This is a genomic window from Glaciihabitans sp. GrIS 2.15 (genome assembly GCF_035984695.1).
Classification (GTDB): Bacteria; Actinomycetota; Actinomycetes; order Actinomycetales; family Microbacteriaceae; genus Lacisediminihabitans.
Genome location: NZ_JAXCHU010000008.1, coordinates 26888 through 41637 on the forward strand (window position 1 = coordinate 26888; position 14750 = coordinate 41637).

The 14750-nt window shown below is 64.9% G+C and carries 10 protein-coding genes; 1 reads left to right on the plus strand and 9 read right to left on the minus strand.

The window, feature by feature from the left end:
- Positions 1-234: 234 nt before the first annotated feature.
- The 7 genes from RCH11_RS12260 to otsA form a co-directional block, all read right to left on the minus strand.
- Complete coding sequence (locus RCH11_RS12260; RefSeq protein ID WP_327057300.1) at positions 235-861, minus strand: DUF998 domain-containing protein; 627 nt, start codon at positions 859-861, stop codon at positions 235-237.
- Positions 862-1025: 164 nt separating this feature from the next.
- A complete protein-coding gene (gene ilvC, locus RCH11_RS12265; protein ID WP_327057301.1) occupies positions 1026-2051 on the minus strand; it encodes a ketol-acid reductoisomerase in 1026 nt (341 codons plus the stop codon).
- A gap of 34 nt (positions 2052-2085) precedes the next feature.
- Positions 2086-2592, minus strand: coding sequence for an acetolactate synthase small subunit (ilvN, locus tag RCH11_RS12270; protein WP_327057302.1), 507 nt, complete (start codon positions 2590-2592; stop codon positions 2086-2088).
- A 4-nt stretch (positions 2593-2596) separates the two neighbouring features.
- A complete protein-coding gene (locus RCH11_RS12275; RefSeq protein WP_327057303.1) occupies positions 2597-4417 on the minus strand; it encodes an acetolactate synthase large subunit in 1821 nt (606 codons plus the stop codon).
- Between the two features lie 40 nt (positions 4418-4457).
- Positions 4458-6155: a dihydroxy-acid dehydratase gene (gene ilvD, locus RCH11_RS12280; protein WP_327057304.1), complete on the minus strand. Its 1698-nt coding sequence runs from the start codon at positions 6153-6155 to the stop codon at positions 4458-4460.
- 373 nt (positions 6156-6528) lie between these two features.
- Complete coding sequence (gene otsB, locus RCH11_RS12285; RefSeq protein ID WP_327057305.1) at positions 6529-7344, minus strand: trehalose-phosphatase; 816 nt, start codon at positions 7342-7344, stop codon at positions 6529-6531.
- A complete protein-coding gene (gene otsA / locus RCH11_RS12290; RefSeq protein ID WP_327057306.1) occupies positions 7344-8834 on the minus strand; it encodes an alpha,alpha-trehalose-phosphate synthase (UDP-forming) in 1491 nt (496 codons plus the stop codon). Before otsA ends, otsB begins: the two co-directional genes overlap by 1 nt.
- A gap of 44 nt (positions 8835-8878) precedes the next feature.
- On the opposite strand from otsA, the gene RCH11_RS12295 reads away from it, so the two are divergent.
- Positions 8879-9847, plus strand: a complete 969-nt coding sequence (locus RCH11_RS12295; protein WP_327057307.1) for a magnesium transporter CorA family protein — start codon at positions 8879-8881, stop codon at positions 9845-9847.
- Here RCH11_RS12295 and RCH11_RS12300 read toward each other — a convergent pair.
- The gene (locus RCH11_RS12300; protein WP_327057308.1) at positions 9844-11745 is read right to left on the minus strand and encodes a YhgE/Pip family protein; all 1902 of its coding nucleotides are present in this window, start codon (positions 11743-11745) and stop codon (positions 9844-9846) included. The genes RCH11_RS12295 and RCH11_RS12300 overlap by 4 nt on opposite strands.
- Positions 11742-14750 carry an MMPL family transporter gene (locus RCH11_RS12305; protein ID WP_327057309.1) on the minus strand — a complete coding sequence of 1003 codons (3009 nt, stop codon included), beginning with the start codon at positions 14748-14750 and terminating at the stop codon, positions 11742-11744. The genes RCH11_RS12300 and RCH11_RS12305 overlap by 4 nt, the downstream gene beginning before the upstream one ends.

Here is a 14750-nt window from a genome sequence, read left to right on the forward strand (position 1 = left end):
GCGCCGCAGAGTTCCCCCCGGCAGTCTTTCCCCGCCGCAATGTTCCCCGCCGCATTGTTCCCCGCCGCAATGTTCCCCGCCGCAGCGTTCCCCACCGCAGTGCACCTTTCGGCGGGAGTTGTGCCGACTCCCGGCGGCCTGCGCGCACCCCGGCGGGGGTTACGACTCCCTCCACGAGGGCGTATCAGCGCCGCAGTGCTCCCCGCCGCGACATCCGCGACATCCGAAACCGACTCACGAAGGCGGCGAACTCCGCAACCGCCAGCAGAGCGCGAAAGTCCACCCGAGGATGCCCACCAGGCACAGCCGTTCGGTGAGGCCGACCACCTGCGCGCACACGGCCAGGCTCGCGGCGAGCAGCCCCAGCCCGACCAGCGCGACCACGAAGAAGCCCCTTACCGCGCGAGTCCGGCCGATCCACCGGGTGAGCAGTGCCATGGCCAGCAGTACGGCGAGAAATCCGGATGTCGCGAATACCACATGCACGAGCCCGACGGTCGTGCGCGGGGTCATGCCGAACTCGTCCGGACGGTTAACGTCCGTAGGAAAAAAGACCAGGGCCGCCGAGCAGAGCCCCGCCAGCGTGAGAAGTACCGAGCCGGCTAACCGCAGTCGTGAAGCGGGAGCCGTGAGCGCCACCGCTACCACCACGCATCCGCTCATCACCGCCCTGGCCAAAAAGTTGAGGTTCATCGCCCCACCGAACGGCCCAACTGCGAGGTCGCTCTCGGCGTCGCTCAGCACCGAGTAATGCGGCGGCAGAAACTGCAGCACCACGTCAATAAGCACGTAGAGCAGCACAAGAGCCAGTGCCGCTGTGGCGAACGCCCGGCATACCCGGGCGGACGTCGGCGGTGTCATTGTCCCAGCCTCGCGCATAACTCCTGCAGATTTCTTCGCACCGGCCCCAGCTCCACCGAAAACCCGTGAGAGTCCAAGAACACCCGGTAAATTGCAGGAGCTATTCAGGCGGGAGGCAGCGAAGAGGCCCCGGTTTCACAAAACCGGGGCCTCTTCGAGTAAAACTAGCGGGCAGCGGACCCGTCGGTGTAGTCCTCGTCGACCTGCTTCCAGGCGAAGAGGGCGCGCAACTCCTTGCCGGTCGCCTCGATCGGGTGAGCCGCTCCCTTCGCGCGCAGCTCGAGGAACTCGGGCGCTCCGGCATCCTGGTCCGCGATGAATCGCTCGGCAAAGGCACCGGATCGGATGTCGGCGAGCACGGCCTGCATATTCTCCTTCACGTGCGGGTCGATCACGCGCGGGCCGGAGACGTAGTCGCCATACTCGGCGGTGTCGGAGACGCTCCAACGCTGCTTGGCGATGCCACCCTCCCACATGAGGTCGACGATGAGCTTGAGCTCGTGAAGCACCTCGAAGTAGGCGATCTGGGGCTGGTACCCGGCCTCGGTGAGGGTCTCGAAACCGTATTGCACGAGCTGCGACACACCACCGCAGAGCACGGCCTGCTCCCCGAACAGGTCGGTCTCGGTCTCCTCGGTGAAGGTGGTCTTGATGCCGCCGGCACGCAGTCCGCCGATCGCCTTCGCGTACGACCAGGCGAGCTGCCAAGCCTGGCCAGAAGCATCCTGCTCCACCGCGACGATAACGGGAACTCCGCGACCGGCTTCGAACTCGCGACGCACGGTGTGGCCCGGTCCCTTTGGCGCGACCATGATCACATCGACACCCTCCGGCGCGGTGATGTAGCCGAAGCGGATGTTGAAGCCATGACCGAACAGAATCGCATTGCCGGCGACAAGGTGCGGCTGGATATCGGCGGCGTAGAGTCCACGCTGGTGCTGGTCGGGCGCGAGAATCACGATCACGTCGGCCCACTCGGCCGCCTCGGCGGACGACAGCACTGTGAACCCGGCCTCCTGCGCCTTCACGACGGACCGGGAATCAGGCTTGAGGCCGACAACGACCTCGACTCCGGAGTCGCGCAGGTTCAACGCGTGCGCATGGCCCTGCGAGCCGTAGCCGATGACAGCGACCTTCTTGCCCTGGATGAGGCCGAGGTCGGCATCCTTGTCGTAGAAAATCTCAGTCACGGTGTGTGTCTCCTTGGTTGTTGTGAGGTGAAAACTAGTTCTTGAACACGCGCTCGGTGATGCTCTTGGATCCGCGCCCGATCGCCAACAGGCCCGACTGGGCGATCTCCTTGATCCCGTAGGGCTCCAGGACCCTCAGCAGGGCCTGCACCTTTGCGGTATCGCCGGTGACCTCGATAACAAGGGCATCGGTGGCGACATCAACGATGCGTGCCCGAAACAGTGTTGCCGCTTCGAGGATCTGGCTTCGCGTGGTGTTGTCGACCCGTACCTTGAGCAGCATGTGCTCTCGTTCGACGGTTTGCACGGGGTCGAGCTCCACAATTTTGATCACGTTCACGAGCTTGTTGAGCTGCTTGGTCACCTGCTCGAGAGGCAACTCCTCCACGTCCACCACCACGGTGATGCGGGAGAGTCCGGGGATCTCGCTCGCGCCGACGGCAAGGCTCTCGATGTTGAACCCGCGGCGGGCAAACAAGCCAGCGACGCGGGTGAGGAGTCCGGGTTTATCCTCGACGAGCAGGGAGAGAACGTGCGTCATCGGCTTACTCCTCGTCCCAGGATGGGGCGTGGTCTTTCGCGTACTGCACGTTGGAGTTACCCACGCCCTGTGGCACCATCGGCCAGACCATCGAGTGCGGGCTCACGATGAAGTCGATCACCACCGGGCGGTCGTTTGTCTCGTTGGCGAGCTTGATGGCGGCATCCACGTCTTCCTTGTTTCGCACCCGGATGCCGAGGGCCCCATACGCGTCCGCCATCTTCACGAAGTCCGGGATCATCACCGTGTCATGGCCGGTGTTGAGGTCGGTGAACGAGTGGCGGCCATCGTAGAACAGCGTCTGCCACTGGCGCACCATGCCGAGCGAAGAGTTGTTGATGATCGCGACCTTGATCGGGATCTTGTTGATCGTGCAGGTGGCGAGCTCCTGGTTGGTCATCTGGAAACAGCCGTCACCGTCGATCGCCCAGACAGTGCGCTCGGGTTCTGCGACCTTGGCCCCCATGGCGGCGGGAACCCCGTAGCCCATGGTGCCAGCGCCTCCCGAGTTGAGCCACGAGTTGGGACGCTCGTACTTGATGTACTGCGCCGCCCACATCTGGTGCTGACCGACACCCGACGCGTAGATCGCCTCAGGTCCGGTGAGCTCTCCGATGCGCTGAATCACGTACTGCGGCGACAGCAGGCCGTCCTCCGGCTCGTCATAGCCGAGCGGATAGCGGGCGCGAAGCTGGTCCAGGCGCTCCCACCAGAGGGAGAGGTCGGAGGGCGTGGTCATTATCGCCTCACGAAAGGCGACGGTGAGGTCGGCGATGACGTCCTTGGCATCGCCGACGATGGGAACATCGGCGAAGCGGATCTTCGAGATCTCCGCCGGGTCGATGTCGACATGCACGACCTTCGCATTCGGCGCAAATTCGCTCGGCTTACCGGTGACCCGGTCGTCGAAACGGGCACCGAGGGAGATGAGCAGGTCGGATTCCTGGATGGCGAGCACCGCGGGCACCGTGCCGTGCATCCCGGGCATGCCGAGGTTCAGCGGGTTGGAGTCCGGGAAGGCGCCACGGGCCATCAGCGTGGTGACGATCGGCGCTCCGACCAGTTCGGCCAGCTCGAGCAGCTCAGCGGATGCCTTGGAGCGGATCACACCGCCGCCCACGTAGAACACCGGTCGCTTCGCCTCGGCGAGCAGCTGCGCTGCAGCCTGGACCTGTTTGCCGTGGGCCTTCACTACCGGACGATACCCGGGCAGCTCGACCTTGGGCGGCCAGATAAAGGGCGCGCTGTTTTGCTGGCAGTCTTTGGTGACATCCACCAGAACAGGCCCGGGACGACCGGTCGTCGCGATGAGGTACGCCGCCGCGATCGTGGCCGGGATGTCCTCCGGCCTGGTCACCAGGAACGAGTGCTTGGTGATCGGCATCGTGATTCCCACGATGTCCACCTCCTGGAAGGCGTCGGTTCCCATGAGCGTGGAGAACACCTGGCCGGTAATCGCGAGCAGTGGAACGGAGTCCATGTAGGCATCCGCGATTGCGGTCACAAGGTTGGTGGCACCGGGACCGGATGTCGCAATGCAGACCCCGAGCCTGCCGGTGGAGGCGGCGTAGCCTTCAGCGGCATGACCGGCGCCCTGTTCATGGCGTACGAGGATGTGCCGGATGCCCGTCGACGACATGAGCTCGTCATAAAACGGCATGATCGCGCCGCCGGGCAGGCCGAATACATCCGTGACCCCGAGATTTTCGAGCGAACGGAGAATCGCGCCCGACCCGGTCAGGATCTCAGGTTCGGTGGCTCTCTTGGTTGGCGACGTCGGCACGGCAACGGTTTCCGTGGTCATTGAATATTCCTTGCGAGACATAGAGTGCGAATGGTGAGAGGGCCCGTTTCCCGACCCCGGGTTAGCCCGTTATTGCGCCCTCCGCAGCGGAGTGCACGAGCTTCGAATACTTTGCCAGAACGCCACGGGTGTAACGCGGAGGAAGCGGAGCCCAGCCGGAGCGGCGAGCGGTGAGCTCAGACTCGTCGACAAGTAGGTCGAGCGAGCGAGCGGCGATATCGACCCGTATCAGATCACCATCGCGCACGAAGGCGATGGGACCTGCGTCCACCGCTTCGGGTGCTATATGGCCGATACACAGTCCGGTTGTGCCGCCTGAGAATCGCCCGTCTGTCAAGAGTAATACATCCTTGCCGAGCCCGGCTCCCTTGATGGCGGCGGTGATGGCGAGCATCTCGCGCATTCCCGGTCCGCCCTTCGGTCCTTCATAGCGAATCACGACGATGTCCCCCGCGCCGATTTTTCCCTCGGTGAGGGCATCCATCGCCGCGCGTTCCCGCTCGAAGACCCGGGCCGGACCCTCGAAGACCTTTGCATCGAAGCCGGCGGTCTTGACGACGGCACCCTCCGGTGCGAACGATCCGTGCAGGATAGTAAGGCCGCCGGTCGCGTGGATCGGATTGTCCAGGGTGCGCAGGACCTTGCCATCGAGCGGCGGGATGTTCAACTCGGCGAGGTTCTCGGCGAGTGTCTTGCCGGTGACCGTTAGCGCATCGCCGTGCAGCAGTCCGGCATCCAGCAATGCCTTCATCAGCACCGGGATTCCCCCGCGGCGATCAAGGTCGTTCATCACGAACTGGCCGAAGGGCTTCATGTCGGCGAGGTGCGGGATGGTGTCGCCGATGCGGTTGAAGTCGTCGAGGCTGAGGTCGACATCCGCTTCCCAGGCGATGGCGAGGAGGTGCAGCACGACGTTGGTCGATCCTCCGAGCGCCATGGCCACGGCGATCGCATTCTCGAATGCATCCTTGGTGAGGATGTCGCGGGTCGTGATGCCGAGGCGGAGCAGGTTGACGACAGCCTCGCCGCTCTTGTGCGCAAAATAGTCGCGGCGACGGTCTGCCGCGGCCGGACTCGTGGAGCCCGGCAGGGCCATCCCGAGCGCTTCGGCAACGCTCGCCATCGTGTTGGCGGTATACATGCCGCCGCAGGCACCTTCGCCCGGGGCGATTGCACACTCGATCGCATAGGCATCCTCGTCGCTCATAGTGCCAGCCTTGACCCCACCGACTGCCTCGAAGGAGTCGATGATGGTGACCTCCTTCTCGGTGCCATCGCTGAGGCGAACCCAGCCGGGCGCGATCGAGCCGGCGTAGAGAAACACCGAGGCGAGGTCGAGGCGAGCGGCCGCCATGAGCATGCCGGGCAGTGACTTGTCGCAGCCAGCGAGCAGTACCGAGCCGTCGAGGCGCTCGGCCTGCATGACGACCTCGACGGAGTCCGCAATGACTTCACGACTCACCAGGGAGAAATGCATGCCCTCGTGGCCCATGCTGATGCCGTCGCTGACGGAGATGGTGCCGAACTGAAGCGGATACCCGCCGCCGGAGTGCACGCCTTCCTTCGCGGCCTGCGCGAGCCGGTCGAGGCTGAGATTGCAGGGGGTGATCTCATTCCACGAGCTCGCGATGCCGATCTGTGGCTTCTCCCAGTCGGAATCCCCCATCCCGACCGCTCTGAGCATTCCCCGGGATGTCATCGCCTCGATGCCGTCGGTGACCGTGCGCGAGCGGGGCTTCCAGTCAACTGTTTCGGGCATGTAACCGAGTCTAGAACGCCACCATGGGTGCACTACCGCAACCGGTGCCGCTCGGCCGCTCGCTTTTCCGCCGTGGCGGGGGATACGCCGGCTCGCGGAGGGCTCACCGTCTCGCGGAGGGAGGCACGTCCCCCGCCACGGCGTCACAGCACCACCGGGAGTCGCGCAGGCGCGGAGGGCTCACCGTCTGGCGGGGATACGTCGGCTCGCGAGGGCTCACCATCCCTGGCGGGGGATACGCCGGCTCGCGGAGGCCTCACCCTCTCGCGGAGGGAGGCACGTCCCCCGCCACGGCGTCACAGCACCACCGGGAAGCGCGCAGGCGGAAGCGCGGAGTCGCGCAGGCGGGCGCGCAGGCAGGCGACAGCGGATGCTAGTGCGCGCGGGCGTGGCCCTCGCGCAGTTCAGCGAGCAGGTTGATCGCCCGGGCGACATCGCTCGGTCCACCGACCCGGAAGTTCGCGAGAGTCGAACCCAGGCCACTCTTGAGCCCGACGTCATCGGCGCTGAGCGCAGCGAAGGCATCCTCATCGGTCACGTCGTCACCGGCGTAGAAAACCGCGGTGGCGTTCGTGTACGCACGCAGGTGCTGCACGGCTTCGCCCTTGGTGGTGGAGCGCACCGAAAATTCGAGTACATTCTTGCCACTTCGGATGGTGAGGTCGTCGAGCTCCGCCGCTGTCTCGCTTCGGGCGACCAGGTGGGCGACCCGGCTGTTGTGCTCCGAGGCCAGACGGGTGTGCAGAGCGAAGCCGGCGGGCTTCTCTTCAAGCCAGACCTCGTCGAAGGAGTTGGCGACCTCGCCGAGCACCTCGCCGAGCAGATCGATCCGCTCGAATTCGGTGGTGTTGAGAGTCACGCTGTCCCCGGGGTTGTCGAGCCGTAGTTCGATGCCGTGGGAGCCGACGAGCAGCACGCTGTCCGGCAGGTCGGAGACCGCAATGAGACTGTCGAGCGCACGGCCGGAGACGAGGGCGACCCTCGTGTTCGGAATGTCGTTTAGCCGCAGGACGGCGGCACGGGCCTCAGGCAGCGCGCGCGCCTGCTCCGGGGAATCCACCTCCGGCGCGAGGGTACCGTCAAAATCGAGGGCGACGAGCAGCCGACGCGTAAGGGCGAGTTCCCGCAACGCCCCGATGAACGGCTCGGGCAGGCTGGAGAAGTTGGGTGGGATATCGGCGCCGACCATCAGGCGAGTTCGTGCCCCTCGGATCCATGGTGCGCCCGGCTCTCGAGCACCTCAAGAAAGTCCCGCGACCAGCGAGAGACATCGTGCTCGAGCACCCGCTTGCGCAGCGATCTCATACGGGCAGTTCGCTCGACCTTCGGCATCGAAATAGCCTGGAGGATGGCCTCCTTCACACCGTCGATGTCGTGCGGGTTGATCAGCAGTGCGCGCTTCAACTCGTCGGATGCCCCGGCGAATTCACTGAGGATGAGTACGCCGTCGTCGTCGAATCGACACGCCACATACTCCTTTGCCACGAGATTCATGCCGTCGCGGAGGGCCGTGACGAGCATCACGTCGGCGGCGAGATAGAGAGCCACCATCTCCTCGCGGGGGAATCCGTGGTGCTGGTAGCTGATCGGCACGTGCGCAATAGTGCCGTAGTCGCCGTTGATCCGGCCAACCGTCAGTTCGATTTCGTCTCGCAGCGCCATGTAGGCCTGCACCCGCTCGCGGCTGGGATTCGCCACCTGCACGAGCGTGACATCCTCGGAGCTCAATCGACCCTCGGCCAGCAACTCGCCGTAGGCCTTGAGGCGGTGCGCGATGCCCTTCGTGTAGTCCAGGCGGTCGACGCCGAGCATCACGGTGCGCGGGTTGCCGAGTTCGGCACGGATCTGCTTCGCACGCTCCTGCGCAGCGGGGGTGCGTGCGAGTGCTTCGAAACTCGCGCTGTCGATCGAAATAGGGAACGCGCGGGCGACAACGGTGCGAAACGAGCCCTGGCGTTTGATCTCGCCGAAGACCCGCACTCCGGGAGAACCGTCGACGAGCGGTACTTCCACCTGGTACCCCTTGGTGCCGTAGCCCTTCAGCCGACGGACCGCGCGCTGGAAGTTGCTGGCGTCCGCCACACGCTGGAAGCCGATAACGTCCGCTCCGAGCAGCCCCTCGATGATCTGCGTTCGCCAGGGCAGCTGGGAATAGATGCCGTAGGGCGGAAAGGGGATGTGGTTGAAAAACCCGATGGTGAGATCGGGACGGATCTCGCGAAGGAGCTTCGGTACAAGCTGTAGCTGATAGTCCTGGATCCAGACGACGGCACCGGTGGAACTCGCCTCTGCCGTGGCATCCGCGAACCGCTGGTTGACCTCGACGTAGCTCTCCCACCACTCCCGGTGGTAGCTGGGGGGTGCAATCACGTCGTGATACAGCGGCCATAGGGTGTCGTTGGAGAAGCCTTCGTAGTAGTTCTCGATCTCGAGTGCGCTCAGGGCCACCGGAATGATGTGGATACCATCGCTCTCGAACGGCTCAAGCTCGAGGTCAGGCTGTCCGCCCCACCCGATCCAAGCGCCCTCGTTTTGTTGCATGACCGGCTCCAGCGCGGTGACGAGCCCGCCGGGAGACCGACTCCAGGATCCCGAGCCGTCAGCCTCGACCGCGCGATCGACGGGGAGGCGATTGGACACGACGATGAAGTCATAGGTGCCGTGGGTCGTGAGTTTCACTGTGCCCTCAAGATTACTGTACCGACCACAACTAGCATTGCCCGATGGCGACTACCCGGCTTTACACCCACGGCAAATTAAAGACCCAGGGATTCGCGGTCGAGGACATCTCCGATCACATCCAGTTGAAAGAATGCACCGTCTGGGCGGACTTCGTCTCGCCGAACGCAGCAGACCTCGCAATCATCAGCGAAGAGTTCGGCCTGCACCCCCTCGCAGTGGAGGATGCCGTCCACTCGTCGCAGCGGCCGAAACTCGACCGTTACGACACCCACCTGTTTCTCGCGGCCTATGGGGTGACGCTCGACACGGTGACGGGTGAGCTCGAGACCCACGAGATCAAAGCCTTCATCACCCCTCGCGCGCTCATCACCGTTCACGGGCCGGACTTCGATATCTCGAAGGTTGTTGCCCGCTGGGACAGCGATAAGAACCTGGCGAAACACGGGGTCGCTTATCTGCTCTGGGGACTCCTTGACGAAATCGTCGATGGCCATTTCGAGACAGTGCAGCAGCTCGACACAGTGTCAGACGAACTCGAGGATGCCCTTTTCGACGATCGCCCTCGTGACAAGGAGGTACAGCGGCGCTCGTTCGAATTCCGCAAGTCCCTCGTGTTGCTGCGCCGGGTGATCTTGCCGATGCGCGAGGTAGTGAACACGGTGCTTCGCCGCGATCTGGAGACCCTCGATAGGGAGATGGCACCCTATTTCCAGGATGTCTACGACCACGTGCTGCGCGCCACCGAGTGGACAGAATCCCTGCGCGACCTGATCTCGACGATCCTGGAGACCAATCTCAGCATCCAGGGCAATCGCATGAACCTCATCATGAAGAAGGTAACGAGCTGGGCGGCCATTATCGCGGTGCCCACGGCCATCACCGGCTTCTTCGGCCAGAATCTCACCTTCATCGGGTTCGGCACGGTGTGGGGTGCCTACGCGTCACTCGGCCTGATCGTCGTGGCGTCGTTCGCCCTGTACCTGCAGTTCCGCAAGCGCGACTGGCTCTAGCCCATCGCCGCCGACACCCGCACCGGAGAGATCGCGGCCCGAGCGGTGCCCGCCTTCGATGTGAGCCCGAGCGCATCGGCGCGTCGCACCCGGCGGAGCGCCAGTATCGACAGCAGTACGCTGATGAGGCCGAATGCGAGGAGCACAAGAGCGGCGGCGATGATCGGCCCGGCATCGCCACCGGCTACGATCCCCTGCATGCCCTGCACCCCATAGGTGAGCGGTACTAACGGGCTGATCACCTGGAACGGGGCGGCGAGCAGTTGCACCGGATAAAGTCCCCCGGTCGACGTGACCTGAACGGCGAGTAGCAGCAGCGAGACCACCAGCCCGACGCGACCGAACACGATCGTGAGCAGATAGTGGAACGCCGCGAAGGCGAGGGCGAGCACCAGCGCGAATCCGAGAGTTGCGGGCAGCACCGTCCAGGAGACACCAAGCCCGAGGTGGAGCAGCGCGACGAGCAGCAGGGACTGCACCGCGGTGATGGCGCTCGCCCGCGCGAGCGTAGCGAGCACAAGGCGGCCATTACCCGCGCTCGTGGCGAGAGCACGCCGCGTGATGGGGCGCATCAGGAGGAAGACCGCGAGGGCGCCGAGCCAGAGTCCGAGAGGCACAAAGAATGACGCGATCGCCGTACCGATGTCGCCGATCTTGTTTTCGCGCGTCACGGTGAGCGAGACCGGGCTCGCCGCGACCTTCGCGGACTTCGCCGCGGCCGCCGTATCCGTCACCGGCACCTGGTCGGCACCAGACTTCAGCCCGGTGGCCAGCTGGGATGCTCCGGTCGCGAGCGCCGATGCACCGGATGCTGCGGACGCCGCCCCCGTCGATAGCTCGCCAACCCCGCTGGCGAGGGAGCTTGCTCCTGACCGGAGTCCGGCGGATCCGGCGGCGAGTTTGGCGGCGCCGGTCGCGCTCTGCGAAACTCCGTTTTGGATTCCGGTCGCCGCGTTCGCGTTCTGCCCGCTGATCGAGGCCAGTTGAAAGGAGGCGGCCGAGAGCTGGGCGCTGATCGCCGCAATCGCGGCGTTGTCGGGAACGGGCTCAGAAGTTGCTGCGGCCAATTTGGCCGAAAGTCCGGAAACAGCAGCGGAGACGCCCGAAATACCCTGGCTGAGCGGCGTCAGCCCGGCGGCCCCCGAGTCGAGCGAGCGCAGTCCCGCACTCAGGGAGTCGACTCCCCCGGTGTACTTACCGATGCCGGAGGCGAGGGAGGCCGCGCCACCCGCAGCCGAGGTCGCACCCCCGGTGAGGCTGCCGAGCCCGCCGCTCAGGTTGGTGGCCCCCGTCGCGAGGCCGTTCGCGCCATTCGCTGCAGTGGTGAGGGAGCTGCCGAGCGTGCCCACGCTCGCGTAGATGCCGGAAATGTAGCTCTCGGTGATGGCCTTGCCAAAGGTGTTCACCATACCGTCGCCGACCGCTTGGGCGACCGCGCCGGTGAGATAGCTGTGGGCATCATCCGTCTTTATCGCGATGTTGGCCTTGGTCGGGTTCGAGGACTGCAAGGACAGGATCGACGAGGAGAAGTCTTTCGGCACGGTGAGGATCGCGTCGACGGTGCCGTTGGCGAGGGCCTTTCGTGCGTCGGCGCTGTTGGTGATGGTCCAATCGAAGCTGCCGGACTTGCCCGCGCTCCTGCCACCGGTGAGTTCGGTGACGAGTTGGCGACCAGCGAAGATCGGCGACTTGGTGCCGTCGGCCGCGGTCGAATAAATCAACTTGTCACTGTTGACGATGGCTGCGGGAATGCGGCCTACGGCGGTGGATGCCTGGGAGAGGGCCCCGACGAACAGCCCGGCGAATGCGAGGGGAACGAGCACGACGGCGATGATGGCCGCGATGCGCATCCACCCGCGGTGCGGTGCCGGTGCGGCCGGTGCGTGGGGCTGGCTCACTTGAGCGCTCCTTTGGAGTCGAAAGCGGTGGAGTCGAAAGCGGGTGCGTCGAAAGCGGCTGTATCGAAAACGGTGCTATCGAAAGTGGTTGCATCGAAAGTGGTGGCGTCGAAAGTGGCTGTATCGAAAGTGGCGAGGGGCAGCACGACAAGGTCGCGCTCGGGCGCGACGCCGGTGCGGATCGTCGCTGGAGTGAAGAGCAACAGGGTTGTCGTCGCCGGCGTGAGGTGACACACCGCGGCAAGGAAGGCTTCTTCATCGGTCGGCGACGCGAACGAGTCGAGCAGGTCGAGCATGACCACCGGTGTGCCCTCGGAGAGTGCGACGGTCGCGAGCGCGATCGCCCGCTCCCGCTGAGGCAGCTCCTGCAGCGTGGACTGCGCGGTCACGATCACTCCGCGACCAGCGCTGACAACGGCGAGCTCGGCGTTGATTCGCATGATCCAGCGCTCGACCCTGTGGCGCCGGGATCCGATTCGATGCCAGGGTTGGCTGAGGCGCATCCGCTCGTCAAGCAGTTCGCCAAGCATCACCCGGCTCTCTTCGCGCTCGAGCCCGCCGACATCCGCCATGGCGACCAGACGGGCCACCCTGGCCGACTCGGAGGGGAGCGGATGCCCCATCACCTGCACCCGTCCGGACAACGGATCGAGCCGGCCACCCAGGGTCGCGGCCACGAGACGGCGAGCGGTCGTCTCGCCGCTTGCGAGTACGAGGGCGCCGCTGGGGATGCTGAAGTCGAGAGGTCCAACAGGAGACTCCGCCGAGCCCGCCAGGAGACCTTCGGCGCTGAGAGCGGCACCCTGCTGGCCATGGGTCCACAGAATCGCCTCGCGATGCTCGCGCAGGTTTTCGCCCTCGATATCCATGTTGGGCAGCGCGCGCTGCAGCCAGCGCGGCATCCACCAGGCCGCCCGACCGAGCAGGGTCATAATCGCGGGCACCAGCGTCATTCTCACGAGGAAGGCGTCGAATGCGACCCCGACCGCAAGGCCAAGGGCGATCGGCTTGATGGTGCCGGAGCCCTCCGGCACGAAGGCGAAGAAGACGAAGAACATGATGAGAGCGGCAGCGGTGACTACGCGGGCGCCATTGGCGAACCCGCGGCGCACCGCCTGCTTCGCATCGCCGGAGTGAACGAATTCCTCGCGCATACCGGAGACCAGGAACACCTCATAGTCCATGGCGAGGCCGAAGAGCACCGCCATCAGGATTATCGGCATGAAGCTCAGGATGGGACCCGGATTCTCGACGTTGAGCACATTGCCGAGCCATCCCCACTGAAAGATCGCGACGATGACGCCGAAGGATGCCGTGACCGACAGCAGGAAGCCGAGCGCTGCCTTGAATGGGACGAGCACTGAGCGGAAGACCATCATGAGCAGCACGATGGAGAGGCCGACGACGATAGCTCCGAACGGGATGAGCGCACTGGTCAAGCGATTGGAGATGTCGATGCCGATCGCTGTAGTGCCCGTGACCGTGACCGGGGTGCCGTATTTCTTCTCGATCGACGGAGCGAGGTCACGGATCGACTGTACGAGCACCTTGGTCTCCGGGGCATCCGGAGCACTGGATGGCACGACCTGGATGATCGCGGTGTCGAGGGTGATGTCGGGGAAGCCCTGTGCGACGTACTCGACATCCTTGAGTGTCTTCAACTCGGCGCCAATTTTCTCGAGATCGGACTGGATGGCGGTCGTCTGGGTGATGTCGACGGCGACGATGAGCGGACCGTTGTAGCCCGGTCCAAATCCCTTCTTGATCAACTCGTATGCCTGGCGCTGGGTCGATCCCTTGGGCTGGGATCCGCCGTCTGGCAGGTTGAGGTCGAGGCTGAGGGCGGGGATTGCGAGTACGCCGAGCACGACGATGACCCCGATCGTGGCGAGGACCGGGCGCTTCATAACGCCCGTGACCCAGCGCAGGCCCATGGTGGGGCGGCTTCCCTCGTCATGCACCATTGCTCGCTTCCAGGCCCGCGATCCCGGCTTGGGTGCGAGGCGGCCCTTGAGGAGGCCGAGGAGTGCGGGAAGCAGCGTGGTGGCGACGCCGATCGCGATAAGTACGGCGAAAGCGGCACCGACGCCCATGACGCTGAGGAAGGGGATGCCGACCACGAGCAGCCCGAGCAGCGCGATGATCACCGTGACGCCTGCAAAGACGACAGCACTACCCGCCGTACCGACGGCCGTTGCGGCCGACTCCTCCGGTTCTACCCCCGCGGCGAGTTGGTTGCGATGTCGCGACAGAATGAAGAGCGAATAGTCGATCCCCACCGCGAGTCCGATCATCACCGCCAGCAGGGGCGCCGAACTCGACACTGTGGTGAAGGCGGAAATGGCGCTGATGCCCCCGACAACTATGGCGACGCCGATGATCGCGCTGAGCAGGGGCATACCGGCGGCCACGAGTGACCCGAAGGTGATGAAGAGCACCGCGGCGGCGAAGAGAAGTCCGAACACCTCGGTGACCGTGAGCCCGACGGTGTTGTTTTGAAAGACCTGACCGCCGAATGCGACGGTCAATCCGGCATCCTCAGCGATCGACGCGGTAGCCCTGAGCGCCGTGATGGTGGCCGGCTTTACGTCCGTCGAAGCACCGATGAACTGGATTTGCGTGCGGGCATAGCGTCCGTCGCCACTGATGGCATTTCCCGCGTACTGCGAGAAGGGGCTGATGACCGAGTCGACGCCAGGGATCTTCGCAATCCGCACATCCATCTTTTTGATGGCCGCCGTCACGGCTGCATCGCGGATCGCGCCGCCCGTGGGCGCGACAACAATCGCTTGGGCGCTTGCCCCCGCGACGGAGGGGAAGACTGCGTCGAGGCGATCGAGGGCCATCTGCGACTCCGTGCCGGGAATCGCGAAGGACTCCTGGGTCTTGCCACCGAGCGCCGCACTGGCGCCGAGCACCCCGACCACAAGCACGAGCCAGACCCCGATGACGACCCACGCTCGTCGGTAGGAGAACCGACCGAGCCGATAGAGGAGAGTGGCCAT

Excerpts from the sequence above, each read along its gene's own strand:
- RCH11_RS12260 (WP_327057300.1), bottom strand. The coding sequence starts at position 861 with ATGACACCGCCGACGTCCGCCCGGGTATGCCGGGCGTTCGCCACAGCG.
- ilvN (WP_327057302.1), bottom strand. The coding sequence starts at position 2,592 with ATGACGCACGTTCTCTCCCTGCTCGTCGAGGATAAACCCGGACTCCTC.
- RCH11_RS12275 (WP_327057303.1), bottom strand. The coding sequence starts at position 4,417 with ATGTCTCGCAAGGAATATTCAATGACCACGGAAACCGTTGCCGTGCCG.
- ilvD (WP_327057304.1), bottom strand. The coding sequence starts at position 6,155 with ATGCCCGAAACAGTTGACTGGAAGCCCCGCTCGCGCACGGTCACCGAC.
- otsB (WP_327057305.1), bottom strand. The coding sequence starts at position 7,344 with ATGGTCGGCGCCGATATCCCACCCAACTTCTCCAGCCTGCCCGAGCCG.
- RCH11_RS12295 (WP_327057307.1), top strand. The coding sequence starts at position 8,879 with ATGGCGACTACCCGGCTTTACACCCACGGCAAATTAAAGACCCAGGGA.
- RCH11_RS12305 (WP_327057309.1), bottom strand. The coding sequence starts at position 14,750 with ATGGCCACTCTCCTCTATCGGCTCGGTCGGTTCTCCTACCGACGAGCG.